This window comes from Streptomyces sp. NPDC058145 (assembly GCF_042884245.1).
Classification (GTDB): domain Bacteria; phylum Actinomycetota; class Actinomycetes; order Streptomycetales; family Streptomycetaceae; genus Streptomyces.
On record NZ_JBHVUH010000012.1, the window covers coordinates 48,833 to 73,449 of the forward strand.

20 protein-coding genes, 1 tRNA gene and 1 pseudogene are annotated in these 24,617 nt (G+C 70.9%); 10 read left to right on the forward strand and 12 right to left on the reverse strand.

The features are described 5' to 3' along the window. The first annotated feature begins 175 nt into the window (after positions 1-175). On the forward strand, positions 176-1,465 hold the full coding sequence (locus ACFVVO_RS26350; RefSeq protein ID WP_390058066.1) for an ROK family protein: 1,290 nt from the start codon (positions 176-178) through the stop codon (positions 1,463-1,465). Positions 1,466-1,546: 81 nt separating this feature from the next. Here ACFVVO_RS26350 and ACFVVO_RS26355 read toward each other — a convergent pair whose 3' ends face one another. The 3 genes from ACFVVO_RS26355 to ACFVVO_RS26365 form a co-directional block, all read right to left on the reverse strand. Further along, complete coding sequence (locus ACFVVO_RS26355; RefSeq protein ID WP_390058067.1) at positions 1,547-2,380, reverse strand: class II glutamine amidotransferase; 834 nt, start codon at positions 2,378-2,380, stop codon at positions 1,547-1,549. 398 nt (positions 2,381-2,778) lie between these two features. Then, positions 2,779-4,836, reverse strand: coding sequence for an elongation factor G (fusA, locus tag ACFVVO_RS26360; RefSeq protein ID WP_390058068.1), 2,058 nt, complete (start codon positions 4,834-4,836; stop codon positions 2,779-2,781). A gap of 502 nt (positions 4,837-5,338) precedes the next feature. Further along, on the reverse strand, positions 5,339-6,913 hold the full coding sequence (locus ACFVVO_RS26365; protein ID WP_390058069.1) for a hypothetical protein: 1,575 nt from the start codon (positions 6,911-6,913) through the stop codon (positions 5,339-5,341). A gap of 324 nt (positions 6,914-7,237) precedes the next feature. On the opposite strand from ACFVVO_RS26365, the gene ACFVVO_RS26370 reads away from it, so the two are divergent. Next, a complete protein-coding gene (locus tag ACFVVO_RS26370; RefSeq protein WP_390058070.1) occupies positions 7,238-9,256 on the forward strand; it encodes a serine/threonine-protein kinase in 2,019 nt (672 codons plus the stop codon). Positions 9,257-9,321: 65 nt separating this feature from the next. On the opposite strand, the gene ACFVVO_RS26375 is transcribed toward ACFVVO_RS26370, so the two are convergent. Next, positions 9,322-9,651, reverse strand: coding sequence for a deoxyxylulose-5-phosphate synthase (locus tag ACFVVO_RS26375; protein WP_390058071.1), 330 nt, complete (start codon positions 9,649-9,651; stop codon positions 9,322-9,324). 58 nt (positions 9,652-9,709) lie between these two features. Beyond that, on the reverse strand, positions 9,710-10,792 hold the full coding sequence (locus ACFVVO_RS26380; RefSeq protein WP_390058072.1) for a hypothetical protein: 1,083 nt from the start codon (positions 10,790-10,792) through the stop codon (positions 9,710-9,712). A gap of 537 nt (positions 10,793-11,329) precedes the next feature. Between ACFVVO_RS26380 and ACFVVO_RS26385 the strand changes: the two genes are divergently transcribed. Together ACFVVO_RS26385 and ACFVVO_RS26390 are read left to right on the forward strand one after the other, a co-directional pair. Further along, positions 11,330-13,318: an N-6 DNA methylase gene (locus ACFVVO_RS26385; RefSeq protein ID WP_390058073.1), complete on the forward strand. Its 1,989-nt coding sequence runs from the start codon at positions 11,330-11,332 to the stop codon at positions 13,316-13,318. After that, a pseudogene (locus ACFVVO_RS26390) lies at positions 13,319-13,411 on the forward strand (transposase); the annotation flags it as partial. Between the two features lie 126 nt (positions 13,412-13,537). Here the strand turns inward: ACFVVO_RS26390 and ACFVVO_RS26395 are convergent. The 5 genes from ACFVVO_RS26395 to ACFVVO_RS26415 form a co-directional block, all read right to left on the reverse strand. After that, entirely contained in the window at positions 13,538-13,852 is a 315-nt protein-coding gene (locus tag ACFVVO_RS26395) for a hypothetical protein (RefSeq protein ID WP_390058074.1), read from the reverse strand. 44 nt (positions 13,853-13,896) lie between these two features. After that, complete coding sequence (locus ACFVVO_RS26400) at positions 13,897-14,790, reverse strand: SAM-dependent methyltransferase (protein ID WP_390058075.1); 894 nt, start codon at positions 14,788-14,790, stop codon at positions 13,897-13,899. Between the two features lie 211 nt (positions 14,791-15,001). Further along, entirely contained in the window at positions 15,002-15,793 is a 792-nt protein-coding gene (locus ACFVVO_RS26405; RefSeq protein WP_390058076.1) for an ABC transporter permease, read from the reverse strand. After that, a complete protein-coding gene (locus ACFVVO_RS26410; RefSeq protein ID WP_390058077.1) occupies positions 15,790-16,752 on the reverse strand; it encodes an ATP-binding cassette domain-containing protein in 963 nt (320 codons plus the stop codon). Before ACFVVO_RS26410 ends, ACFVVO_RS26405 begins: the two co-directional genes overlap by 4 nt. 46 nt (positions 16,753-16,798) lie before the next feature. After that, positions 16,799-17,470 (reverse strand): DUF4097 family beta strand repeat-containing protein, encoded by a 672-nt coding sequence (locus ACFVVO_RS26415; protein ID WP_390058078.1) that lies wholly within the window; start codon positions 17,468-17,470, stop codon positions 16,799-16,801. A gap of 245 nt (positions 17,471-17,715) precedes the next feature. On the opposite strand from ACFVVO_RS26415, the gene ACFVVO_RS26420 reads away from it, so the two are divergent. From ACFVVO_RS26420 to ACFVVO_RS26445, 6 genes are all read left to right on the forward strand, one after another. Then, complete coding sequence (locus tag ACFVVO_RS26420; protein ID WP_390058079.1) at positions 17,716-18,507, forward strand: helix-turn-helix domain-containing protein; 792 nt, start codon at positions 17,716-17,718, stop codon at positions 18,505-18,507. A 545-nt stretch (positions 18,508-19,052) separates the two neighbouring features. Continuing rightward, complete coding sequence (locus tag ACFVVO_RS26425; RefSeq protein ID WP_390058080.1) at positions 19,053-20,504, forward strand: sensor histidine kinase; 1,452 nt, start codon at positions 19,053-19,055, stop codon at positions 20,502-20,504. A 74-nt stretch (positions 20,505-20,578) separates the two neighbouring features. Continuing rightward, positions 20,579-20,971 (forward strand): roadblock/LC7 domain-containing protein, encoded by a 393-nt coding sequence (locus tag ACFVVO_RS26430; RefSeq protein ID WP_390058273.1) that lies wholly within the window; start codon positions 20,579-20,581, stop codon positions 20,969-20,971. A 3-nt stretch (positions 20,972-20,974) separates the two neighbouring features. Then, positions 20,975-21,361 carry a DUF742 domain-containing protein gene (locus tag ACFVVO_RS26435; RefSeq protein ID WP_390058081.1) on the forward strand — a complete coding sequence of 129 codons (387 nt, stop codon included), beginning with the start codon at positions 20,975-20,977 and terminating at the stop codon, positions 21,359-21,361. Next, positions 21,339-21,962: an ATP/GTP-binding protein gene (locus ACFVVO_RS26440; RefSeq protein ID WP_390058082.1), complete on the forward strand. Its 624-nt coding sequence runs from the start codon at positions 21,339-21,341 to the stop codon at positions 21,960-21,962. The genes ACFVVO_RS26435 and ACFVVO_RS26440 overlap by 23 nt, the downstream gene beginning before the upstream one ends. Further along, entirely contained in the window at positions 21,925-22,539 is a 615-nt protein-coding gene (locus tag ACFVVO_RS26445; protein WP_390058083.1) for a GAF domain-containing protein, read from the forward strand. The genes ACFVVO_RS26440 and ACFVVO_RS26445 overlap by 38 nt, the downstream gene beginning before the upstream one ends. Positions 22,540-22,720: 181 nt before the next feature. Here ACFVVO_RS26445 and ACFVVO_RS26450 read toward each other — a convergent pair. Together ACFVVO_RS26450 and ACFVVO_RS26455 are read right to left on the reverse strand one after the other, a co-directional pair. Continuing rightward, positions 22,721-22,805: transfer RNA gene (locus tag ACFVVO_RS26450), tRNA-Leu, on the reverse strand. A 173-nt stretch (positions 22,806-22,978) separates the two neighbouring features. Continuing rightward, the gene (locus tag ACFVVO_RS26455; protein ID WP_390058084.1) at positions 22,979-24,520 is read right to left on the reverse strand and encodes an aldehyde dehydrogenase family protein; all 1,542 of its coding nucleotides are present in this window, start codon (positions 24,518-24,520) and stop codon (positions 22,979-22,981) included. Between the last annotated feature and the right edge of the window lie 97 nt (positions 24,521-24,617).

Consider the following 24,617-nt stretch of genomic DNA (forward strand, 5'->3'; position numbering starts at 1 on the left):
GGGAGTCGATACCCCTCGGGGCTGGTCGTGAAGGCCGACACCCCGTTCGGCTTCCGAAGCCCCTCATGGCTTAATTTAGGATGTGAGTTAAACCTCAAGAGAAACGCTCGTCAAGGGATCCGGCAGCGGTATCCGGTCCGGCGGGCCGGAAATGTGCGCGAACCAGGGAGGTCGAGTGGCAGGGCTGGGCGGCCGTACGGTGCGTGACCTGCGGCGGGAGAGCCGGGGCGCCGTTCTGCAACGGTTGTATTTCGATGGGCCGATGAACCGGCAGGCGCTGGTCCCGGCGACCGGGCTGAGTTCGGGCTCCGTCAGCAACGTCGTGGCCGAACTGCTGGCCGACGGCCTGGTCGAGGAGGCGGGCAGCGTCGGCTCCGAGGCGGGCCGGCCGCGCCGGCTGCTGCGGATACGGCCGGACAGCGGGTGCCTCATCGGGGTCGACGTCGGCGAGACGCGAGTACGGGTGGAGCTGTTCGACCTGGGGCTGCGTGAACTTGCGCGGGCTGAGCGGCCGTTGGGGCCGCGCGGCTACGACGTCGACGCCGTCGTCGGCCATGTCCACGAGGGCATCACCGAGGTGCTCGGCGCGGGCCGTCCGGTCACCGGCGACCTGCTCGGCGTGGGCATCGGCGTGCCCGGCATCATCGAGGAGGCGAAGGGCGCGGTCGTCCACGGACAGACGATCGGCTGGGACGCCGTTCCGCTGGAGCGGCTGCTGCGGCGGTCCGTGGCCGGGCAACTCCCGCCGGAGGTGCCGTACTTCGTCGACAACGGCGCGAAGACCCTGGGGCAGGCCGAGATGTGGTTCGGCGCCGGGCGCGGGGCCCGTAACGCCGTGGTGGTGCTGTTCGGCTCGGGCGTCGGTGCGTGCGTCGTCACGGAGGAGGCGGCCCAGGGACGGGCCGTGGAGTGGGGGCATCTGACGGTACGCGTCGGCGGGCGCCGGTGCCGGTGCGGCGCCCGGGGCTGCCTGGAGGCGTACGCGGGCGCGGAGGCGCTGGTGGCACGGTGGCGGGAGGCGGGCGGACGCCCCTCGGCCGGCGCGGACGAGGAGACGGCGCTGACCGAACTGCTCACCGCGGCCCGTCCCGCCGACGGCCGTGCACCCGACCCGGTGGCGGTGGCCGTACTCGCCGAGACCGCCGAGTACCTGGGCGCCGGCCTGTCCGATCTGATCAACCTCTTCCAGCCCGAGCGTCTGCTGATCGGCGGCTGGGCGGGACTGCAACTGGGCGGCGCGTTCCTGGACCAGGTCCGCGAGCACGCCCTCGCGCAGGCCCTGCGGTTTCCGGCGGGCCGGGTCGGCATAGAACTCGGCCTGCTCGGCCCGGACGCGGTCACCGTGGGCGCCGCGGTCCTTCCGCTGGCCGCGTTCTTCACCCGCGGCGGCCAGCGGCCACGGCCCGCCGGGCGGCCTGTGCCGTCACCGGCTTGGCGGGTGGCGCTGGACGGGCGGCTGGTTTGAGACGGGCGGCTGGTCGGGCGGCTGGTGGGAGGGGACGGACGGCTGGTGGGACGACGTGCGTCATACCTGTGGAGGCGGCCGTCAGGGCATCTCGGGCCGGAAGTCGCGGAGGCGGTCGTGGCCCTCCTGGACGACTCCGTAGCTGTTCGCCGGTACCTCGTTCCAGGCGCCGGGCAGATCGCCCAGGGGTTCCGACACCACCAGGCGGGTCTCGTCGGACACACCTCGAAGGAAGTCGGTGTCCGGGTGCAGCGCCCGCATGTCCTCCACCCTGCTGCTGTAGTAGAGCGACCTGGGAGTGCCCGCGCTGGCATACCTGAAGGCCAGGAGCTGTTCCCCGTCGGCGACCGCGATCGTCATCTGCAGCGGCGGCGCCAGATCGTGTTCCCGGGCGAGCTGTTCGACGAAGCCGACCATACGGGCGACACCACCGGCCGGGTCGTCGGCCAGACCGAACGTGAGGGCCAGGTAGAACATCACCTCCGAGTCCGTGCTGCCCTCGATCGACGGGAAGAGCGCCGGGTCGACGGCGAGGAGGAGGGCTCGGCGCAGTACGGGGAAGCCGGCGATCGCGCCGTTGTGCATCCAGATCCAGCGGTCGTGACGGAACGGGTGGCAGTTGGTCTGCTGGACGGCCGTTCCGGTGGAGGCCCGGACATGGGCGAAGAACAGGGGTGCGCGGACGTGCCCCGCGATCTCCCTCAGGTTCCGGTTGCTCCAGGCCGGGCCGACGTCGTGGAACACGGCCGGCGTGCGCGCGTGCTCCTCGTACCAGCCGATGCCGAAGCCGTCGCCGTTGGTCGTCTCGACGCCCATCTTGGCGTGCAGACTCTGGTCGATCAGCGAGTGTTTCGGCCGGTACAGGACCTCTTCCAGGACCAGGGGCGTTCCCGAATAGGCAAGCCAGCGGCACATGGCTCATGCCCTCCGTACGGGGTCGCGGCCATGACGCGGCATGGCTCGTGCCGTGCCTTGTGTCATGACACGGGTCACGCCTCGTGCCGTGCCTTGTGTCGTACCTCGGTTGGTGTCCTCGGTCATCCTCGTCTCACGCCTTCCCATCCGGGCAGCCGGGCCAGGGGTGTCCGTCGTCCACCTCATCCGACACGGAGGCCGGCCGCATCGCCCGGCAAGGGTGATTTTCTGCTCTACCAGCTCCCTGAACAGGCCGTTTGCCGCGCTGCCGGACGGGTGCGGGCCGCACCACGCCTTGCGCTCGTGCGTGGTGCGGCCCGCATGCGGTCTACGCGTGGCCTACGCGCGGCCTGCGTGCCGTCCGCGCGTGGCTCTGGCACCGGACCGCCCGGGCGCCTTTACCGAACAAGGGTCTTCACCGGCGCCGGCGCGTATCCGGCCGCCCGCGTGGTGAAGGTGCCCCGCCCCTGGGTGCGGCTGCGCAGGCGTGTCGCGTAGCCGAACAGTTCGGCCAGCGGCACGGTGGCCGTCAGCACCGCCGCGCCGCCCCGCGTCCCGGAGCCGGTGACCCGGCCACGCCGGGCCGCGAGGTCGCCGAGGACGCCGCCGACCGCGTCCTCCGGCACGGTGACCGTGACCTCGGCGACCGGCTCCAGCAGGGCCATCGCGCAGGCGCCCAGCACCCCGCGCAGTCCCAGCCGGCCGGCAGTGCGGAACGCCATCTCGGAGGAGTCCTTCACATGGGTGGAGCCGTCGGTCAACGTGACCCGCAGCCCCGTCACCGGGTGACCGCCGAGCGGCCCCTCGGTCAGGGCGTCCCGGCAGCCGGCCTCGACCGCGCGCACGTACTCCCGCGGCACCCGCCCGCCGACCACGACGGACCGGAACTCGAATCCCGTGGTGCCGACTTCGGTCCCGAGAGGCTCGACGTCCAGGACGACATGGGCGAACTGGCCCGCGCCACCGTCCTGTTTGACGTGCCGGTGGACATGACCGCTCACGCCGCGCACGACGGTCTCCCGGTGGGCGACCCTCGGACGGCCCACCGTGACCCCGGGTCCGCCGTCTTGCCGGATCTTCTCCACCGCCACCTCCAGGTGCAGTTCCCCCATCCCGGACAGCACCGTCTGCCCGGTCTCGCCGTCGGTGCGCACCACCAGCGAAGGATCCTCCTCCGCCAGCCGCGCCAGCGCCGTCGCCAGCTTCCCGGTGTCCGTGGCGAGCCGTGCCTCCACGGCCACGGACACCACGGGCTCGGCGGCCACGGGCGGTTCCAGCAACAGCGGGGCGCCGGGATCGCACAGGGTCGAACCGGGCCGCGCCGACTTCAGGCCCGCCAGCGCGACGATGTCACCGGCGACCGCCCGGTCCAGCTGGGCGTGCCGGTCCGCCATGACCCTGAGGATCCGGGCCACCCGCTCGGTGCGGCCGGTGCCCGGGTCCCACACGGTGTCTCCCTTCTCGATGGCGCCCGAGTAGACGCGCACATAGGTGAGGCGTCCGGTGCTGCCCGCGTTCACCTTGAACGCGAGGGCGGCGAAGGGCGCTTCGGGGTCGGCGGCCGGCCGCTGCTCGGTGTCCTCGCGCACACCGCGCACGGCGGGCACGTCCAGCGGTGACGGCAGGTAGGCCACCACCGCGTCCAGCAGCGGTTCGATGCCGCGGTTGCGGTAGGCGGAGCCGCACAGGACGACCACGCCGTCGCCGGTGCGGGTGAGGTCGCGCAGCGTGGTGGCGAGGGTGCCGGCGGAGAGGGTCTCGTGGTCGCAGAACTCCTCCAGGGCGGCGGGGTGCAGTTCCGCGACCGCCTCCTCCAGCGCCCGGCGCCGTCGCAGCACCTCCTCGCGCAGCGCTTCCGGCACCGGCCCCTCCATCGCCGTACTCTCGCCGTCGGCCCAGACCAGGGAGCGCATTCGCACCAGGTCCACCACGCCGGTGAAGCCGTCCTCGGCGCCGATCGGCAACTGGACGACCAGCGGGGCCGGATGCAGCCGTTCCCGGATCGAGTCGACGGCCCGGTCGAGGTCGGCGCCCGCGCGGTCCAGCTTGTTGACGAAGGCGATCCTCGGGACGCCGTGCCGGTCGGCCTGCCGCCACACCGACTCGCTCTGCGGCTCGACCCCGGCGACGGCGTCGAACACGGCGATCGCCCCGTCGAGGACACGCAGCGAACGCTCGACCTCGTCGGCGAAGTCGACGTGGCCGGGGGTGTCTATGAGGTTGACGCGGTGACCGTCCCAGGCACAGCTCACGGCGGCGGCGAAGATGGTGATGCCACGGTCGCGTTCCTGCGGGTCGAAGTCGGTGACGGTGGTGCCGTCGTGCACCTCGCCGCGCTTGTGGGTGGTGCCCGTCGCATACAGGATGCGCTCAGTGACGGTGGTCTTGCCGGCGTCGACGTGGGCGAGGATGCCGAGGTTGCGGACGACGGCGAGGGTACTGAGGTTGGTGCGCACGGCCCGTGGCCTTTCTGCGGATCAGGAAAGGGGCAGCGCGATCTCCCGGACGAGGTGACACGGGGAACCCTGAAACGGCCTTCGCGGCCTACGGGTTGATGAACCGGGTCAGTGGGTCGTCGCGGGCATCCGGTGCCGGCCGCGCAGCGGGCACCGGACGGACGAGGACACCAGGATCACCTCGGACCGCGACGGGGGAACGACGACGGCGGTACGGTCACGCACGGCCGGGCTCCCCTCGGTGGTCACGGTTCAGTGGACGCACTGCGCACGCCGCCGATGTGTCGGTGGGGCGCGCGGTGAATGCCGAGTCTAGGGACGGCAGCGGGCGGTGCGTAGTGAATATTCGACGCGGCCGCGGCACCGCGCCGCGGTGCCGGAACGGCCGGAGAAGACCGATTGGGCAGCGACGAACACAGCACGGCTGGGACCCGTACGGGGTGGGCCCGCTACCCGGCCGGTGACCAGCAGGCGCGGACCTCCCGGCGGTACTCGTGTCGGCTCAGAGCAGGAGAGCGGCAGCCTCGGTGCGCAGCAGGCGGACGAGTTCGGGAGTGTCGGCCGCGGGGTTGTGCGTGTACAGGAGGTTGCTGGCGAGCATGGCGCGTTCCGCGGTCGTGCCTTGCTGGAAGTCCGCCGTGGCGGCCAGCCGTGCCGCCCAGGCCGGAATGGCGGTCTTCCACTGCTCCCGCTGCCTGTCGAGGAGCAGGTCGGCCCGCCCGGCCCGCGCCTTGACGAGGGCGCGCCGGATGTAGACGGACCGCACCGGGCAGTCGGAGCCGAACATGCTGCGGGCGAGTTCCGCGCCCCGAAGGTCCTGAGTCGAGGGCGTCTGAGCCGCCAGGTACTGCTCGTCGTTCAGCAGAGCCTCGCGCAGCTCCTTTGCCCACCGCTTGAGGTGGGGAAAGGAAGCCTGTTCCTCCCGCGCGGCCCGGACGTCACGCTCCCACCCCCTCAGGCGGCGGTCCTGTTCCTCCGCCCAGTCGGCCTGGACCGAGTAACGGTGCGCCTCTTCGCCGGAGCGGAACACCGCGGTGAAGCCGCTCAGTTCGTCATCGCACCGCGCCGCTTGCGCCCGCGCACGCCTCAGACCACGCAGAGTGGGATGCTTCACGTCCTCCGCTCCGTCAAGACGCTCAGCCCAACCGCCCTGATACCGCTCGATCACGACATGGTCCGGCTGTTGTGCGGTGACCTCCCGCAGGAAGGCTTCGCGGTCGTCCCAGTCCACGATCGAGGTGGCGGCGCCTTCCGGGTCCGGGCCCGGCCGGCCTGGACGCGGTTCCGGTATGACGTCGACGCGGGGTCGGTCCAGACCTGCGTGGACAGCCGCCGAACTGTCCAGCGGGCCGTGCAGCCCGGCGAGCAGCAGGTCGAGCTTCGCCGCCACCGACCGTTGGTCCTCGTCGAGCCACTCCGCGGCGCGATCGCCGGCCTGCACCTGGACGCTGAAGCTGCCGCCACCGCCGAGGAATTCGGATCCCGGGACGCACCCGTAGGCGGCGAGCGCCTCGGTGGCCGCCTTGATGACGCGGTCGTCCTGCTCCCCCGGAGAACCGGCTGCGGCCGGTGCGGACAGAGAGAAGGTGAGAGTGTCCACGAAGGAGGCGTTGCCCGGCAGCCCCAGATCGTCGTACAGGTCGATGGTGTACTCGCCAGGGCCCACGGTGCCGATGCAGGCACTCACCCGGCCATGGACGCGGCAGCCGCCGTCGCCCTCGTCGTCGCCATCGCCTCCGGCGTACCCGTCGCCATCGGCCTCCTCGTCGTCGCCGCCTCCGTCACCCTCGTCATTCCCCTCGTAGTCGTTCCCTTCGTAGAACGGGCTCTCCACGGAGTTCCTCGACCAGACGATCCACGCCTCCTCCGCATCGCCGCCCGCGGCCTCCAGACAGCCGTTGGGGTCGGCCAGATCGTGAAACGCGGCGGCGGAGGCGAACCCCACGGCGTCGCGGGCACGGGTGCCGACGATGTCAGGGTCGATACCCGCGTGAACCAGAACGTCGGCCTCTTCGGGGGCGCACCCCAACTCAAGGAATCTCGCTCTGGCCGCGTCGTCGTCATACACGCCCACCATCTCCAGCTCTCCCATTGGTGACGGCCCGTTCGGTCGCCGGATGCTCCGCCCTCGACCGCCCCTGAGTCAGCCGTTCGTGGACCCTGCCAGTATGAGGTCCATGTACTGAGTTCACAACGAATTGCTACAAGATCGCCGCTCAGGCTGTCCATTGACGCGCAGAGAGGATTAGATGAGTTGAGGAGTTGAGGACTCTCCGGAGGCGCTGCGCCGGCCGCTGACGCACCACCCGCGGGTCCGGCTCGGGCTCCTGACTCCCGACCCTGACCAGCCCGTCCAGCCTCTGAGCCCTGCTCAGGCCTTAGCACGTTCGAGGAAGCATTCGTGAGCGAGAACGGCCCCGCCGGCAGAGTCCGGCCGGCGCGCCCCGGCGACCCCTCCCGCATCGGCCCGTACCGGGTCATCGGCCGCCTCGGTGCCGGAGGCATGGGCACGGTTCATGCCGGAGTCGCCTCCGACGGCATGCGCGTGGCAATAAAGGTGATCCACTACGAGCAGGCGCAGGAGCCGGAATTCCGGGCGCGTTTCAGGCGCGAGGTCGAGCTGTCGTCCCGCGTCACCGGACCGCACCTCGTCCCGGTGCTCGCCGCCGATCCGGAGGCGGACACCCCGTGGCTGGCCACCGCCTATGTTCCGGGGCCGACGCTGAACCAGCACGTGACGACGCACGGACCGCTCGCGGAGGGGAGCCTGTACGCCTTCGCGGCCGCCACGGCACAGGCGCTGGCCGCGATCCACGCCGCCGGGGTAGTGCACCGCGACGTGAAACCGCAGAACGTCCTCCTCACCCCCGCCGGCCCCCGCGTGCTGGACTTCGGCATCGCGCACGCCGCCGACGGCACCAGCGTCACCCGTACCGGGGTGATGACCGGCACCCCTGGCTGGATAAGCCCCGAGCAGTACCGCGCGGGCACCGCGGGCCCGGCGGGCGACGTGTTCGCGTGGGGGGCGCTCGTGGCCTACGCCGCCACCGGACGGCTGCCGTTCGGAGCCGGCGCTCCCGATGTGGTGGCCTTCCGCGTGATGTCGGGCGAGGCGGATCTGGACGGCGTCCCCGCACCGTTGCGCGGCATCGTCGAGAAGGCTCTGGTCCAAGAGCCGGGCGACCGGCCGTCGGCCGCCCAGGCCGCTCATGAGTGCACGGTCCTGCTGGCCTCCCAGGTCACCCAGGTGGTCGGCGCCGGTGCCACGCCGGCGACGGCCGTGGACATGGTCGCGGCCACCTGGGACGTGCCCGCCGGAACCGATCCGGCCTGGCACGTGCCCCCGGACCGGGGCCGTTCGAAGAAGCGACTGGTCGGCGCGGTGGTCCTCGCGGCGGGCGTCATCGGCGGCCTGGCCGGCGGAGCGGCGGCGCTGCTTCCCGGTGACAGCGGGAAGCACACGCACGCGGCGTCGCCCACGGCGGCTGCCTCACCTCCTTCCGCGACCGGTTCCCGGCAGCCTTCCGCCAGTACCGCGAAGGGCGACACGGCGGCACGACAGCAGACCGCGAGCGGTGGTTCGGCGACCGCGGATACCTGGAGGGCGACGCGAGCGGCACAGGGTGCCGGCGAGCACGAGGTGGCCCGCGCGGTCCTGCACGACGAGGGTGTGGCTGCCCAGGAGCTGGGCGAGGGCGTCGACTTCACGCCGGAAGCCGTGCGGTTCCACACCTCGCGCCGGGAGGTCTACCTCTCGTACAAGCTCAGCTCCGACGAGCAGGGCGTGATGTACGCGGAGACGGAGATCGCCAAGAACATGTGCCTCACGATGAGGGACATCGTCCTGCGTCTGCACCCGGACCTGACGTACCGCAAGTACGTCCTGGTGAAGGAGGCGGACGCCCGTGACGCCGAGGTCACTTGGGAGGACGACTTCATCACCAACTCCGAGTGCCGGTCGGCCGCCGACGACGACACCGGGCAGGACCCGGACGGCACCACCACGCAGGACTGGGAGCCGGACGACGACGGTCTCGGGCAGGCGATGATCCCCAGCACCGACAGCGCCGAGATCCGGGTCGCGGACGCCGCCGCCAGGAAGATCATCACGAGCACCAACGGGATGCGCCGGCAACTCGGCACCGATCGGGTACTGGGCAACCAGCAGATCAAGGTGGGCTTCGACCCGGCCAACTCGGCGATGTACGTCTGGTCGGACTACGTGCGGTGGAATCAGGGGCACGTCGAGGAATGGGCCGACATGGCAGCCGGTGAGGCATGCCGGGCGCTCGTGCGTGAGCGGGCGAGCGCTGGAGGCGCGTGGCCCTACGACCGCTACGCGGTGGCGGAGATCGGCGGCTCCGGCTACTTGATGATCCGCTGGGGCACGGCCACCACCCTGTCCGACTGTCCTGCCTGAGCGGCTTCGAGCGGGCGCCGGGTCGGTCCTCGACCACGGCCGCCCGCCTCAGGGCCACGCCGGCGTCACGGCACCTCGTACCGTACGAGTGCCTTGGCGAAGGGCTCGCCGCTGCGCCGGGCGTAGGTCATCCGCTCACGGACCTCGCTCAGCGTGCGGGGGCGGTAACCGGGCCCGCCGCAGCAGCTCTTGTGGAAGCGGACGCCGGCGTGCAGCAGCACGGACAGCGTCCGCCAGGCGGCGATGTCCCGGCGGCGGGGTGCGGCGAACGCGGAGCCGACGTGGATCAGGGGCTGAGCGCAGCGGGGGCAGACCCGCTGCCTGTCCCGGTCGTAGGGCTGCTTGTAGGAGGCCCGGCACGGCAAGCAGACGTAGGAGGTCTTCGCGTGGGCCATGTCGCCAGGGTAAGCAACGGGCGTGGAGGCGTCGACGGGAATTCCGGGGCCGTGACCGTCAGCAGGTCAGGTCACCCGACGTCCCGGGTTCGTTGGCGCCCGTGGAGAGCGAGATCTGCTTGACCTTGCCGGTGTAGTCCCCGACGGCTCCGTCCTCGATCTGTCCGTCGGAGTAGTAGAGGGCGGACGCCCAGGGCTCCGGATCGTCCTGCAGCCCGTCCATCAGTTCCTTCATGGTCGCCGTACGGAAGTTGATGTTCAGACAGCCACCGCCCAGGTACGACCAGTCGGGGTTGGTGCCCTCCGTCGGCTCCGTCGCGGACGCGTCGGACGGAAGCAGGGCGAGCGCGGCCTGCCCTGCCCGGTCCTCGTCGACGGGGGACGAGAACACGACGTCCACGTTGATGATGTGCTTCCTCAGCGCGGCGGCGGGCGGGACGGTGGCGCAGACGACCTCGTCCTTCGCGAGGCGGTAGGCCACGGGGTCACCGACGGGCATTCCCGTCTGCGCCGCACATGCCTTGGACCACGAGACCCGCGGATAGCGTCCGTCCCACCAGGTCACCGGCGAGGCGAGCCCCCGGCCGCCGTCGTCGTCCTCGGCCGGTCCGCCGAGGGTCTGGCCGGGAAGGGGGGCTTCCTTGAACGGTGTCACGTGCGGACAGAACTCCGTCCGCAGGAAGTCGGCCATCGCGGCGGCCTGCTCCTCGGTCCCGCCGTTCGCCTCGTCCGCATACCGAATGCCTCTCCAAGTCCGATAGCCGACGGCCACGTTGCGACAGGCTTCGACCTGGGCGACCGCGAGCTGACGGCGGTCCTCCAGGCTCGTCTCGACGCCGTCGCCGAGCCCGTAGTTGTTGGCATCGCCCACCTCGCCGAGCCGGTTGACCAAGTCGTCGTCGACACCCGCGGCGGACAGGACGTCCTCGATCGAGGTGTCGTCCTCGGCCGTCGTCTCCTCCGGCTCGGCGTCCGAGTCCGACGCGCTGCTGGACGGGGTCGGTTGCGTCTCGGCCACGTCCTCAGGAGCGGTGGCAGAGGAGTCCGCAGCCGAGGGTTCGGCGTCGCTCCCACAGCCGCCGACGGCGAGCACGGCGGCGACGAGGAGCGCGGTGCCGGCGGCACGTCGGTATCGGGACATGGGTGACTCCGTTTGAGGGTGCGGTTTGCAAGTGACGTGGCGGCAGTACTTGTCGCGGTACAGGTGTTCTGACAGCTCGTTGCCACAACGGCCGCATTGGCCATGCCGTCTGAGCCGATCACTGATTCCCCCGAGCCACGCGCGCGCCTGCCGGGAGGGGGCAACGTTGATCGAAATCAGTATGCGAGCCATGTACTGAGTTCACAAGAGGCGAGTTTCATCTGCGGGCGCTCGAGCCTGCTCGGATGGATGGTGGCAATAGGCTCGACCGTCGTCGAACCATGAGGTCAAAGAGACACATTCAGGGGGCGGCGCCTCGTCGGCGCCAGGCGCGCGGCCGCCCGCGTCTCCCAGCTGAACCTTGCAGAGCACCACCCCGGGCGTCGGACCCGGCATATGCCTTGACCTCCACATTTCCCACACATAAAGGTGGAACGCGAACTCTGTGAACAAAGTCAATGAGCGTAGTAGCCTCACAACATTACGGTCGCTGGGACACCGACCAACCCAGCCGCCAAGTACCTCGGAGACTGATCGATGAGTACCTCGGACGCCGTACCCGTCAGCCTTGCCGAAATCGCCCGGATCGCCGGTGTCGGGCGAGCCGCGGTGAGCAACTGGCGGCGGCGCCACGACTCCTTTCCCACGCGGATCGGGGGCACCGATGTCAGCCCGCAGTTCTCGCTGACGGAGGTCGAACAGTGGCTGCGGGACAACGGCAAGCTCAAGGACATCGGCGGCAGGGAGCTTCTCTGGCCGCGTTTCGAGGTGCTCGGCAGCCGTAACGAGTCGGGGCTGACCGTGGCCGAGGCCGCCCGCCGGATGCGTTCCCCCCGGGCACGGATCGCCCATCCCGAACTCTCCTCACACGCCCGTGAGTTGGTGGCAGAAGCGGCAAAGCTGGGGCGCGCGGAGGGGCCGCGCGAGACCTTCGAGTTCCTGCTGCAACGATGGCTGGAAACCCACGTCCGGCAGCTCAGCACCACACCGCCGCCACTGGCGACACTGATGACCCGGATCGCCCTCGGCGTTCGCCTCGGCTCGGAGGAGGACGGCGGACTGACCATCCTCGATCCGGCATGCGGCACGGGTCACCTGGCCGCCGCGGCCGCTCAGGAGTACGACGGCCCGCGGCTGGAACTGCTCGGCTGCGAGAAGGATCCGGCGCTGGCGGCACTGGCAGCCGCCCGGCTCGATTTCGTCACGGAGGACCGTGACGTCCGTACGCGCATCGCCACGGCCGACGCGCTGCGGGAGGATCCCTTCAGCGGGGCCAGGGCCGACATCGCGTTGTGCAACCCGCCTTTCAACGAACGTGACTGGGGCTACGAGGAACTCGCCACCGACCAGCGCTGGACTCATGGGCTGCCCCCACGGACCGAGCCCGAACTGGCCTGGGTGCAGCACCTCCTCTCCCATCTCAAGCCCGGCGGTACCGCCGTGGTCGTCCTCCCACCCGCGGTCGCGTCACGCAAGGCGGGCCGTCGTATCCGCGGCTCGCTGCTGCGCACCGGAGCGCTCAGGGCGGTTGTGTCACTGCCCCCGGGCAGCGCCCAACCGCACAGCGTCTCCTTGCAGTTGTGGGTCCTGCGCGCGGCGCCGGACGGCCCCGCGGCGACTGTCCCGAGCCAGGACGCCCTGCTGGTGGACGCCACCCGGTTCGCACGACCCGGGACTCGCGAGCCGAGCCCCGACTGGGACGCTCTAGGTTCGTTCGTCCTCACCGCGCTCGCCGCCCTCGACCATCCCGACCGGGAGACACCGCAGGACGCGGTACGCGTTCCCCTGATCGACCTTCTGGACGACGAGGTGGACGTCACCCCGGGTCGTTACACGGCCTCGGCGTCGGAGCCGTCCCCGAAGGAGCTCGCCGTGCGGTGGGACGCCTTCGGGGCTCTGCTCACCGAGCTGGCAGATCACGCACGGTATCTCTCCGTGCTCGACGTGGAGGCCGGCACTCAGCAGACCACGACGACCGTGGGCGACCTCGTCAAGGCCGGCGCCCTGGCACTGGGCGCCGGTCAGCAGCCCCCGGAAACGACGGCACCGGTCAGCGGGACCGCCGTACCGCTGCTCACCATCGCCGACCTGCTGCACGACGGCACTCCGAGCGGGCTGCTGACCACCGGATCGGCGCACACCGTCGCCGAGGAGGGCGATGTCGTGGTCGCCGGAGTGATCCGGGCCTTCAGGGCATGGGTGCACGAGGGCCCTCCGATGGCCCTCGGTCCGCAGCTCTACACCCTGCGGGTGGACTCGGAGAAGCTCGACCCCCACTTCCTCGCCGGATGCCTGCGCGCTCCGGCCAACGGCCGCCAGGCCGGCACCCACGCCTCCAGTTCCTCCCGCGTCGACATCCGGCGCCTGCAGGTTCTGCAGCTTCCCTTGGAGAAGCAGGCGGTGTACGCGGAGACATTCCGTCGCCTCAGGGCCTTCGAACGGCTCCTCGACGAGACTCAGGCATCGGGTTCCGCCCTGGGCGGCGACATGAGCGATCGGCTCGCGGCGGGCGGCCTGACCATCTGAATCCAGGCCGCTGCCGACGTCGCGGGAGAGGTCGACCGGGACATCTCGGTGGACTCCACCATCGTGCGGGCCCATCAGCATGCAGCCGGTGCCGATCAGCAGGCTGAAGCAGTCCGGGGCCGTCGCCACCCGCCATGACAAGCGCGGCTACGTCTTCCTTGGTACCGCCACAGCGGCTGCCCTTGTCATCTGGCTCCGAATTGACCGCTCGGACAGGGGTTACGGTGTGCCGCCGCCCTTCCCGTCACCACCGGTGAGCTGACCCACCATCATGACGATGAGGCCGGCAAGGAGAATCGCGGCGCCGATCAGCGTTCCCAATGGCCGAGCGCCGGAAGCGCTGATCATCAACCCGAAGACCAGTTGCCAGCACAGCGCAAAGGCCACCACCAGTTGCCCCCAGCCGTAGATCCGCGGGGCGCGAACATGGCGCCGGTTCATCGGAAGCACCCAGCCACTGGTAACCGCCGCAACGCCGGAGGCGGCGATGAACAGCGCCAACAGGACAAGCGGCACGGCGAGGTACAGCTTCACGGTCTCTCCCCTGCCCACTGGGCCCACGTCCGGCTACGGCATGATCATGACACCCGTCGCGACACACGTCCATCATCACGCAGGCCCGGTGATCGGCCGGACAAGTCCTGGTCGGACTTCCGTGCCAGCCCCGCGGCGATGAGACGCTCCCAGACAGTGATCTCCTGGTCGCCGCCACTGTGGCTCGGGCTGTCAGCGACGGCGGGGCGCCACAGCGACGCGGGAACGATCCCGGGGTCGAGGATCTCCAAGCCGTCCAGCAGGGATTCGATCTCCTCGTCGGTGCGCCACCGGCCGCGGCCGAAGGTCTGCTGGAGGACTCCCTCGGCCTCCCCCGTCTCCGGGTTGTCGCCGGAGCGAAAGTGGCTGAGGAAGAAGTAGCTGCCCGGGGGCACCTGGTCGCGCCAGTAGCGGACGATCCCGGCCGGGTCCTCCTCGTCGTTCACGTGGTGCAGGACGGCGCTGAGGATGACGGCGACGGGGCGTCGGAAGTCGATCAGCTCCAGGGTATCCGGGTGGGTACGGACGTCCTCGGGGTTGCGTACATCGCCCGCGACGACCCGGGTCCGGTCGTTCTCCTCCAGCAACGCAACTCCGTGGACCAGTACTTGGGGGTCGATGTCGACGTACACGACCCGGGACTCCGGAGCGTGCCGTTGCGCGACCTGGTGGACGTTGTCGGCGGTCGGTAGACCACTGCCCAGGTCGATGAACTGCCGCACGCCGGACTTCGTCACGATCTCTTCGACAGCCCGGATCAGCGCCGCGCGGTTGGCGAAGGCGATCGCCACCGAACCAGGGAGGTCACGCTTGAACACGTCGCCGATCTCCCGGTCCACGGCGTAGTTGTCCTTGCCGCCGAGCAGGTAGTCGTAGACGCGGGCGATACTGGGCCTTGTGGGGTCGATGGAGGAGCCTTCATCCGTCATGGCGGCCATCCTCCTCCGCGGGGTCGCGTGTGTGAACGGGCGGCGGTGTCAGGGACGTTGGGCGTGTCGCCCGGCGACGTCATCGGCTTGGTCGCGTTCCGCAAGCAGTACGTGCCGATTTCCCGCTCGCACGCCGGCAGGGCGGCGTACGTCGACGGGTGTCGGTGTACGCCGCCCCGGGGTGGGACGGGTGCGGGGATGGCCCGCGTGGTCATGGCGGTTACCTGGGGTCCTGGTCGAACTTCTTGGCGGACCAGAGGTAGCCGAGGACGGCGAGGGCGAGGCACCAGGCGATGGCGAGCCAGCCGTTGTTGCCGATCTCGGTACCGAGGAGGAGTCCGCGCAGGGTTTCGATGGCGGGGGTGAACGGCTGGTACTGGGCGATGGGCTGGAACCAGCCGGGCATGGCGTCGATGGGGACGAAGGTGCTGGACAGGAGCGGCAGCAGGATCAGGGGCATGGCGTTGTTGCCGGCGGCCTCGGCGTTCGGGCTGATCAGGCCCATGCCGACGGCGATCCAGGTGAGCGCGGTGGAGAAGAGTACGAGCAGTCCGAACGCCGCGAGCCATTCCCAGAGGGTGGCGTCGGTGGAGCGGAAGCCGATGGCCACGGCGACGGCGCCGACGAGGACGACGCTGATGACGGACTGCAGGACGCTGCCGATGACGTGTCCGATGATCACCGAGCCGCGGTGGATCGCCATGGTGCGGAAGCGGGCGATGATGCCCTCGGTCATGTCGTTGCAGACGGAGACCGCGGTGCCGACCACGGTGCTGCCGATGGTCATCAGCAGCAGGCCGGGGACGACGAAGGCGATGTAGGCGGAGCGGTCCGGTCTGCCGCCGCCGATACCGGCGCTCATGGTGTCGCCGAAGATGTAGACGAACAGGAGCAGCAGCATGATCGGGGTGAGCAGGAGGTTGAGGGTGAGGGAGGGGTAGCGCCGGGCGTGCAGGAGGTTGCGGCGCAGCATGGTGGAGGAGTCGCGCAGGGCGAGGGCGATGGTGCTCATCGGGCGTTCTCCTTGGGCTGGTTCGGAATGCCGGCGCCGCCGGTGAGGGCGAAGAAGACGTCGTCGAGGTCGGGGGTGTGCACGGTCAGTTCGTCGGCCTCGACGCCGGCGGAGTCCAACCGGTCGAGGATGGAGCGCAGTTCGCGCTGGCTGCCGTCGCTGGGGATGTGCAGGGCGAGGGCCTGGTCGTCCCGGGTGACCTCGCGCAGGGCGGTGGCGGCGCTCTGGTAGGCGGCGGGGTCGGTGAAGCGGAGCCGGACGTGACCGCCTGGGACGATGCGCTTGAGTTCGTCGGCGGTGCCCTGAGCGGCGATCTTCCCGCCGTGGAGGACGGCGATGCGGTCGGCGAGTTGGTCGGCCTCCTCCAGGTACTGGGTGGTGAGGAAGACGGTGACGCCGCCGGTGACGAGTTCGCGGATGATCTGCCACATGTTGTGCCGGGAGCGCGGGTCGAGGCCGGTGGTCGGCTCGTCGAGGAAGATGATGCGGGGGCTGCCGACCAGGGTCATGGCGATGTCGAGACGGCGCTTCATGCCGCCGGAGTAGGTGGAGGCGGGCTTCTTCGCGGCGTCGGTGAGGTCGAAGCGCTCCAGCAGTCCGGCGGTCACCCGGCGCCCCTCGCGCCGGGTGAGGTGGTTCAGGTCCGCCATGAGGAGCATGTTCTCCTCGCCGGTGATCAGGCCGTCGACGGCGGAGAACTGCCCGGTGACGCCGATCGCGGCGCGCACGGCCTGCCCTTCGGTGCCGAGGTCGTGACCGCCGACGCGGAGGGGGCCGCTGTCGGGGTCGGGCGAGATGAGGGTGGAGAGGATGTTGACGGCGGTGGTCTTGCCGGCGCCGTTCGGGCCGAGCAGGGAGAAGATCGTTCCCTCCGGCACGGCCAGGTCGACGCCGTCCAGGACGGTCTTGTCGCCGTAGGACTTTCGCAGCCCGTTCGCCGCGATGGCCAGGTCGGTCATGAGAGGTGCCCCCTTGTTTACTGTCTGCTGTTTGCCGTCTGCGGATTCAGAGGCTGCGGGCGGTGATGTCGCCGTAGGCGGTGGTGGCGTGGATGGCCAGGCCGGCGGCGGCGCCGTCGGAGTTCCGCAGCGCGTTGTGGATCCGGCCGTAGCCGGTGCCGGCGTCCAGGGAGGCGGAGACTCCGCGGGCGGCGCCGACGGTGATCTCGCCGTGCTGGGTGCGCAGGGTGACCTCACCGCGCAGGGCCTCGGCGACGCTGATGTCGCCCTTCTGGGTGCTGATCTCGGCGGGGCCGCCCAGGCGGCCGACCGTGACATCGCCGGCCTGGAGGCTGAGGCGGGCGCCGGCGGTCTCGTCGAGCTTGACCGAGCCCTGCGCACCCTCGAAGGTGACGTCACCGAGGCGCCCGACGCCCCGGAGTTCGGCGAGGGCCGCCTTCGCCTCGACGCGGGAGCCGGCCGGCAACTGGACGGTCACCTCGATGGACCCGGAGGGGCCGAGGATCCTGTTCTTCGCCGCAGGGGTCTGGATGCGCAGCACGCCTTCGGCGTAGGCGACCTCGGTCTCCTCCGCCGCCTTGACGTCGCGGCCCTTGGAGGCGTCGGCGGGCAGTACCTCGACCGTGGTGTCGGTCCGGTCGGCGGCGATGAACCGGATGTGCCCCGAGGGGATGTCCAGGACCGCGGAGACCGGGGCGGAGGTGTCGAACTTCTGCATGGTGTGCTCCCTCTTCTGTGTCGCCGGGCCCGTGCGGCCCGTTGTTTCCGACGAGGGAAAAGCTACGTTGCGTTCATTGGTTCGGCAACATGCTTATTGCGTTGCATCACAGTAAGCACAGGCAGGAGTACGTATTTCGTTGCAACGGGTGTGGCGCTAACGCAACGGCACCAGGAACGTTCGTTGCAATGAAGTGAGAGTGAACGCTATAGTGGGCGCCACCACGGAACACGAAGGAGACCGCGATGCCGGGAGGCCGACTCACCCAGCAGGAACGCCAGCAGATCTCGCTGGGACTGGCCGACGGCCTCGCCTACGCGGAGATCGCCAGGCGTCTCGACCGTCCGACCTCGACCATCACCCGCGAGGTGATGCGCAACGGCGGCCCCACCGCCTACCGCGCCGACCTCGCCCACCGCGCGACCGAACACCGCGCCCACCGCCGCAGGCAGACCACGCCCCGGGACGCGAAGGCGGCCCCGCAGGCCCACGGCCGTGACGCCGAGGCGGTGCGCGAGTACGAGGAGGCGTTCACCACCCTCCTGATGCGGCAGGGCCTGCCGAAGATGATGTCCCGGGTGCTGACCTGCCTCTACACCGACGACACGGGCAGCCTCACCGCGTCGGAACTCGCCCGGCACCTCCAGGTCAGCCCGGCATCGATCTCCAAGGCCATCACGCAACTCGAGAGCCAGGGCCTCATCCGCCGGGAACGCGACGAACGCCGCCGCGAGCGCTACATAGTGGACAACGACGTCTGGTACCAGGGAATGATCGCCGCCGCCCGGTCCAACGCCGAGCTCGCCGAGACCGCACGGCAGGGCGTCGCCCTCCTCGGCCCCGACACCCCCGCCGCCGCCCGCCTCGAGAACATCGCCCGCTTCGTCGACTTCGTCGGCGAGAGCCTCGCCCGCGCCGCGGAACAGGCCCGAGACATCCTGTACGCGCAGCCCGGGCCACCCCAGACCGGCACCGCCGGGCCTGGGGTGCCCAGCCGCGACGGGGCGGGGGAGATCGGACCGGGAGGGCACCCGTGATCGACGGGGCGGTGGTGGAGCGTCACCTTCGGGTAGGCGACCCCGTTGACGATGGGCGTGTCGTTGAACTGCTCCATGCCCATGTAGACGTTCGGCGTGCCGGGGATCTGCTCCGGCTCGCAATAAGGGGCGTCCTGGTACTGCCAGGTCGACTCGTCGTCGAGCTCGCACTCGTGATCGCGCCGCCCGCACGCGATGGAGCAACCGGGCGCAGAGGGACAAGGAAGCGGCGCGGGCGGACCTCGCTCGGTGGCGCGTTCCCGGAACCCCCGAGCTGGTGGCCCTGTCCCCGCCCACTCGCCCGGGGCGGGCGCTTCGGAGCGTAGCCGAAGGACAACGGTTCGATTTCTGTACGGGCCAGGGGCTGACGCCGGGGTTCCGGCGCGCGGTAACGTGCGCGATCGGCCCGATGATCACACCGTCCGGGGACTGTTATGCCTGATCCTTCCATGCCGCCGGGCGCCCGGCCGGCGTCGCCCGTGACCTCCTGTGTCACGGGCGAGTCGCGAGCCCGGTCCTTGAGGCGGCGTCTGACGCTGTCCTCTGTGCTGCCGCCGGGCGTGGTCACCGTGGCCGCCGCGGTGGCCACCGCGCTCGTCGGCGACGGCCACCTGGACCGGGCGGACCAGGGTGTGGTCTGCGGCAGCGTGGTCCTCATCGGCGCCCTGGCGTCCGGGATCGCGGGCGTACGGGCTTCGGCGGAGGCACGAGCGGTCACCCACCACTGGGCGGAGCTGTCCCGCGCGGCCGACCGGAACCGTGCCGAGCTGGCCGAGCTGACCCGTACCACGGCCGAGGGCAGGGCCGAACTGGCAATGTTGTGCCGCCGGTTGCGGGCCGGGGAGCGGCCTGCGCGGTGCCGGCCGGAACTGCCGCCGCGGACCGGCCCGGACGAACTCTCCCGCCTCGGATTCGAGATCGCCACGGCCCGGAACGAGGCGGAGGCAGCCCTGCTGGAGACCGCCGCCGGTGCGGTCGGCTCGGAACACGACTCCCGGCTGGCGCAGTTCGAGGTGTTCGCCAACCTGGCACGCCGCCTGGAGTCCCTGGTGCACCGGGAGATCGGCCTGCTGGACGACCTGGAGAACGAGGTCGAGGACCCCGACCTGCTCAAGGGGCTGTTCCGGGTGGACCACCTGTCCACCCGGATCCGCCGCTACGCCGAGAACCTGGCCGTGCTCGGCGGCGCGAACACCCACCGCCAGTGGACCCGCCCCGTCGGCCTGACCGACGTGCTGCGTTCCGCCGTCGCGGAGATCGACCACTACGCCCGGGTCAAGCTGGTCCCGCCCATCGATGGAACGGTCAGCGGCCACGCCGTGGTCGACGTCGTTCACCTGCTGGCCGAGCTGCTGGAGAACGCGACGGTCTTCTCCCCGCCCCAGACCACCGTGCACGTGCGGGTGGAGCCCGTCGCGGCGGGGCTGGCGATCGAGGTCGAGGACCGGGGTCTGGGCATGTCCCCGGGCGAACGCAACCAGATGAACACCGTTTTGAGCGCACCCGACGAGGTCGCCCTCGGCGAGCTGCTGCAGGACGGCCGGATCGGCCTGTACGTGGTCTCCGTCCTGGCTCAGCGACACGATGTCGCCGTGCGGTTGCTGAGCAACGTCTACGGCGGCACTCAGGCCGTCATGGTGCTGCCCAGCGCACTGCTCGGCCCGCAGCCGGCAGCGCCCGCGCACGACACCGTTCCGGCCCCTGACGCCGAGCCGCAGGCCCCCGTGGAGCCCGAGGCCGCGGACCCCCGGGCGACAGAGATGACCGCCGTCGCGGATCCACCCGTGTCCGATTCCGGACCGGAGCCGGCCCCGGTGTCCGCCGACAGCGAGGGCGACCGTCCGCGGCTGCCTCAGCGCCGCCGCCAGGACCAGGCCGTCGAACGGCCGCACCCGGTCCGCGGCGCCGGTGCTTTCGAGGACGTCGCACACGACCCGGGCCTGATGGCCGCGTTCCAGTCCGGCCTGCGCAGGGCCGAGGAAGCGGAGACACCCTGATGGCCGAGACCACCCTGAAGGCCGGGGCTCCGTCCCGCAAGCCGTTTCCTTCTGCCGAAGAGGAGTACACCATCGTGGCGAGCGAAGACCTTTCCTGGCTGTTGGCGGGGCTGGTGAGCCGGGTGCCGCACACCCGAAGCGCCTTGTTGCTGTCCTCGGACGGCCTGGTGAAGGCAGCGGAGGGGCTCGACAACGACGCCGCGGACCAGTTGGCCGCGCTCGCCAGCGGGCTGTACTCGTTGGCGCGCAGCGCGGGCCGGCACTTCGACGACGGCGGGGACGTGCGGCAGATCGTGACGGAGCTCAGCAGCTCGCTGCTGTTCGTCTCGTCCGCCGGGCACGGCGCGGTGCTGGCGGTGCTGGCCGGACGCGAGGCGGACGCGGGGGTGCTGGGCTACGAGATGGGGATGATGGTGAAGAGCGTGCGCCCGCACCTGGCCACACCGCCCCGGCACCCGGTGGGATGACCGATGACGCCGGTCCTCCCGGACGGACCGCTGGTCAACGAAGCGGCCGGGCGGCTGGTCCGTCCCTACACCGTGAGTGACGGCCGGACCAGGGCCACGTCCCACTTCACGCTGGTGACCATGGTGCGGGCCACCGGCGCCCAGACGCAGGGCGCCTTCGGCCTGGAACATGCGCGGGTGCTGGGGCTGTGCGAACAGCCGGTGAGCGTCGCCGAGGTCGCGGCCCGGATGCAGGTGCCCGCCGCCGTGGTCAAGGTGCTGCTGTCCGATCTGGCCGAGGGCGGCGCGGTGGTCGCGGGTGATACGCCCCCGGCGCCCTCGGGCCACTACGAACGACCTGATCGAGACCTCCTGGAAGCGGTACGCGATGGCCTCCTCAAACGACTGTGACCCGCTGCCCGCCGGCGTCCTGCCGGTGGGCATCAAGGTGCTGATCGCCGGCGGGTTCGGCGTGGGAAAGACCACCCTCGTCAACGCGCTCAGCGAGATCGAGCCGCTGAGCACCGAGGAGATGCTGACCGCCGTCAGCGCGGCCACGGACCGGCTGGACGGAGTGGAGAACAAGGCCACGACCACGGTGGCCCTGGACTTCGGCCGGATCACGCTCGATCCGGCCCATGTCCTGTACTTGTTCGGCACGCCCGGACAGGAGCGCTTCTGGTTCATGTGGGACGAGCTCTCCGAGGGGGCGCTCGGGGCGGTGGTTCTCGCCGACACCCGCAGGCTGGAGCACTCCTTCGCGGCGGTGGACTTCTTCGAGCGGCGCGGCATGCCCTTCGTCGTCGCCGTCAACGAGTTCGACGGAGCCCACCGCTACCGCGGGGAGGAGGTGCGGACCGCGCTCGACCTCGGTGAAGAGGTGCCGGTGGTGCTGTGCGACGCCCGCGTCCAGAGCTCGGGCATCCGCGTGCTGCTCGAACTGATTCAGCATCTGCTCACGACAAGGAGTTCCCATGGCACCGACACCGACCAACCCCTCCTCCGGGCCTGAGTCCGGGATCGCCCTGCGCCACCTGCTCCTCCCCCCGGAGGACCCACAGGTGCGTGCCCGATCCGAGCGGTTGCGCGAGCTGGGCATCGACGGCCGTCCGGATGCGGAACTCGACGCCTTCGCACGGGAACTGGCACACCGTACCGGCGGCTGCTACGCCGGGGTCAACTTCTTCCTCGACGCCGACCGCCAGTACTTCGCCGGCTTGTACAGCGCCGCGCAGGACACCACGGTCCACGTGGGGCCGCCGTTGCTGGAGGAGCCGGTGCCCGGCCGCGTCATGCCCCGCGACATCGACATGGGCATCTGCCCGCACGTGGTCAAGCGCCGCCGGGCGCTGGTGTTGGAGGACATCCGGGACTTCCCGCGGTTCGCCGGGAACCCGGTGGTCGACGCGATCGGCGTCCACTCCTACCTGGGCGCACCGCTGATAGACAGCACCGGCGTGGTGCTCGGCACTATCTGCGTGGTCGACCAGGACCCACAGCCGTGGGGGCGCAAGGGGCTGGAGACCATAAAGGCCATGGCCGCCGAACTCGTCGAGCGGCTGGAGGAGACGGCGCACCGTCGCAGCTGACCGGCGCTGCCGGACTCGCACGCGGCCGCCCCGGAGCCTCCCCGGCGCGGCCGGCCGGCACCCGACCGCCGACGAAAGAGGTCCCCGCCACGAAGCCCTGAGCATCACCATCACCTACGACAACGCAACGAGGACCCCGACCGTCAGGTCGAGGCCCTCGATTCCGTATCGCTCCAAGCAGTGTCCGAGGGGGGACTTGAACCCCCACGCCCGATAAAGGGCACTAGCACCTCAAGCTAGCGCGTCTGCCATTCCGCCACCCGGACCAGGTGTCTGCCGCCTGACCGGGGGTGTTCCCCGCGGCGACATGAACAACAATACCAAGGTTTCGGGGTGCGTTTCACCTGCGTATCCGGGTGGTGGGCGGCGGGCGGGGGCCTTGTGGGACCCGCCCGCGACGCCTACGGAATGTGACCGAACGGGTACGGGAGGCGGCGCGTCAGGGCATGAGCTGGTACTCCGGGAAGTTGCCGGGCGGCCGCTCCCCCGCCGGGCCCTGGGTGACGGCGCGGACCAGGAGTTCGCCGCCGACGAAGGCGCCGCGCCAGGAGGCGCCGAAGCCGCCGAACAGCTCGTCGCGGTCGCCGCGGGAGCGGGGTGTGCCGTGGCCGATCTTGAAGGCGCGGATCTGCGGGGCCAGCCGTTCGAAGGTGGCCCTGTCGTCCGTGGCGAGGGTGGCGACGAGGGCGCCGTTGGACGCGTTCATCGCGGCCAGCAGCTCCGCCTCGGTGTCGACCAGGACGATCGTGTCGACCGGGCCGAAGGGTTCCGCGTGGTGGAGCGGGGAGGAGCGGGGCGGGTTGAGGAGGGTGACCGGGTGGACGTAGGCCGAGGTGTCCTGGCCGGGCAGGAAGCGGGCGTCGGCCTCCTTGCCGCGGTACAGAGGGACGGCGCCGCGGTCGATGGCCTCCGCGACCTGGTCGCGCAGCTCCTTGGCCTTGGCCGCGTTGATCAACGGGCCGAAGTCCAGTTCCGGGCAGGGGTCGGCCTCTCGCTCCACCGCCAGGGGGTGGCCCACCCTCACCCTGCGTACGGCCGGCAGGTACGCCGCGAGGAAGGCGTCGAAGGAGTCGCGCTGGACCACGAAGCGCGGGTACGCCGTGCAGCGCTGTTTGCCGTAGTCGAAGAGTTTCGGGACGAGGGCCGTGAGCGCGTCCCAGTCCGAGTAGTTCCAGATGCCCCAGGTGTTCAGGCCCTCCTGTTCGAGGATGTGCCGTTTGCCGAGGTCGGTGACGGCCGTGGCGACGGCGGCGCCGGTGTCGCGGCCGCCGACGAAGGAGACGCAGCCGATCTCGGGGGCACGGACGAGGGCCTGGGACAGCTCTCCCCCGCTGCCGCTGACCAGGGTGACGGGGAGACCCTCGCGGGCGGCGAGCGCGCAGGCCAGGGTGAGGCAGGCGACCCCGCCGTCGGTGGGGGTCTTGGCGATGACGGCGTTGCCCGCGAGCGCCTGGACGAGCAGGGCGTGCACGAGGACGCTCATCGGGTAGTTCCAGCTGGCGATGTTGGAGACCGGGCCGTCCAGCGGGGCCCGGCCGGCGATCATCGGCTCGACGCCGTCGACGTACCAGCGGACCCCGTCGATGGCGCGGTCCACGTCGGCCTGGGCGAGCCGCCAGGGCTTGCCGATCTCCCAGACGAGGAGGAGGGCGAGGAGTTCGCGGTGCTCGGTGAGGGCGTCGAGGGTGGCGGCGACCCGCGCCCGGCGTTCGGCCAGCGGGATGTGCCGCCAGGCGCGGTGCTGGTCGAGGGCGGCGGCCACGGCCTGGCGGGCGGTGGCCCGGTCCAGCCGGGGCGGGCCGGCGATGGGGCTGCCGTCGACCGGGCTGATGGCGGGCAGCGCCCGGCCGTCGGCGTGCCAGGCGGCGTTCCAGAGGTTGAGGACGCGGTCGTCCCGGAAGGCCTCGGGGGCGGCGGTGAGGCAGCGCCGCCAGGCCTCGGTCCAGGACGTGCCGTTCTTGAGGGTGAGGGTGGGTGCCATTCGGTAGCTCCGCTTCCGGTGCACGGTCGGGGGCGGGAGGTGCATGGCTGGTCCGGTCACCGCACGGCTCGCGCCGCCGTGCGGGGAGGACGTCGTA

What these genes read in the sequence shown, in the direction of transcription:
- ACFVVO_RS26355 (WP_390058067.1), bottom strand. Translation starts at nt 2,380, where the DNA reads ATGTGCCGCTGGCTTGCCTATTCGGGAACGCCCCTGGTCCTGGAAGAG.
- ACFVVO_RS26365 (WP_390058069.1), bottom strand. Translation starts at nt 6,913, where the DNA reads ATGGTGGGCGTGTATGACGACGACGCGGCCAGAGCGAGATTCCTTGAG.
- ACFVVO_RS26375 (WP_390058071.1), bottom strand. Translation starts at nt 9,651, where the DNA reads ATGGCCCACGCGAAGACCTCCTACGTCTGCTTGCCGTGCCGGGCCTCC.
- ACFVVO_RS26380 (WP_390058072.1), bottom strand. Translation starts at nt 10,792, where the DNA reads ATGTCCCGATACCGACGTGCCGCCGGCACCGCGCTCCTCGTCGCCGCC.
- ACFVVO_RS26385 (WP_390058073.1), top strand. Translation starts at nt 11,330, where the DNA reads ATGAGTACCTCGGACGCCGTACCCGTCAGCCTTGCCGAAATCGCCCGG.
- ACFVVO_RS26400 (WP_390058075.1), bottom strand. Translation starts at nt 14,790, where the DNA reads ATGGCCGCCATGACGGATGAAGGCTCCTCCATCGACCCCACAAGGCCC.
- ACFVVO_RS26405 (WP_390058076.1), bottom strand. Translation starts at nt 15,793, where the DNA reads ATGAGCACCATCGCCCTCGCCCTGCGCGACTCCTCCACCATGCTGCGC.
- ACFVVO_RS26410 (WP_390058077.1), bottom strand. Translation starts at nt 16,752, where the DNA reads ATGACCGACCTGGCCATCGCGGCGAACGGGCTGCGAAAGTCCTACGGC.
- ACFVVO_RS26415 (WP_390058078.1), bottom strand. Translation starts at nt 17,470, where the DNA reads ATGCAGAAGTTCGACACCTCCGCCCCGGTCTCCGCGGTCCTGGACATC.
- ACFVVO_RS26420 (WP_390058079.1), top strand. Translation starts at nt 17,716, where the DNA reads ATGCCGGGAGGCCGACTCACCCAGCAGGAACGCCAGCAGATCTCGCTG.
- ACFVVO_RS26435 (WP_390058081.1), top strand. Translation starts at nt 20,975, where the DNA reads ATGACGCCGGTCCTCCCGGACGGACCGCTGGTCAACGAAGCGGCCGGG.
- ACFVVO_RS26440 (WP_390058082.1), top strand. Translation starts at nt 21,339, where the DNA reads ATGGCCTCCTCAAACGACTGTGACCCGCTGCCCGCCGGCGTCCTGCCG.
- ACFVVO_RS26445 (WP_390058083.1), top strand. Translation starts at nt 21,925, where the DNA reads ATGGCACCGACACCGACCAACCCCTCCTCCGGGCCTGAGTCCGGGATC.
- ACFVVO_RS26455 (WP_390058084.1), bottom strand. Translation starts at nt 24,520, where the DNA reads ATGGCACCCACCCTCACCCTCAAGAACGGCACGTCCTGGACCGAGGCC.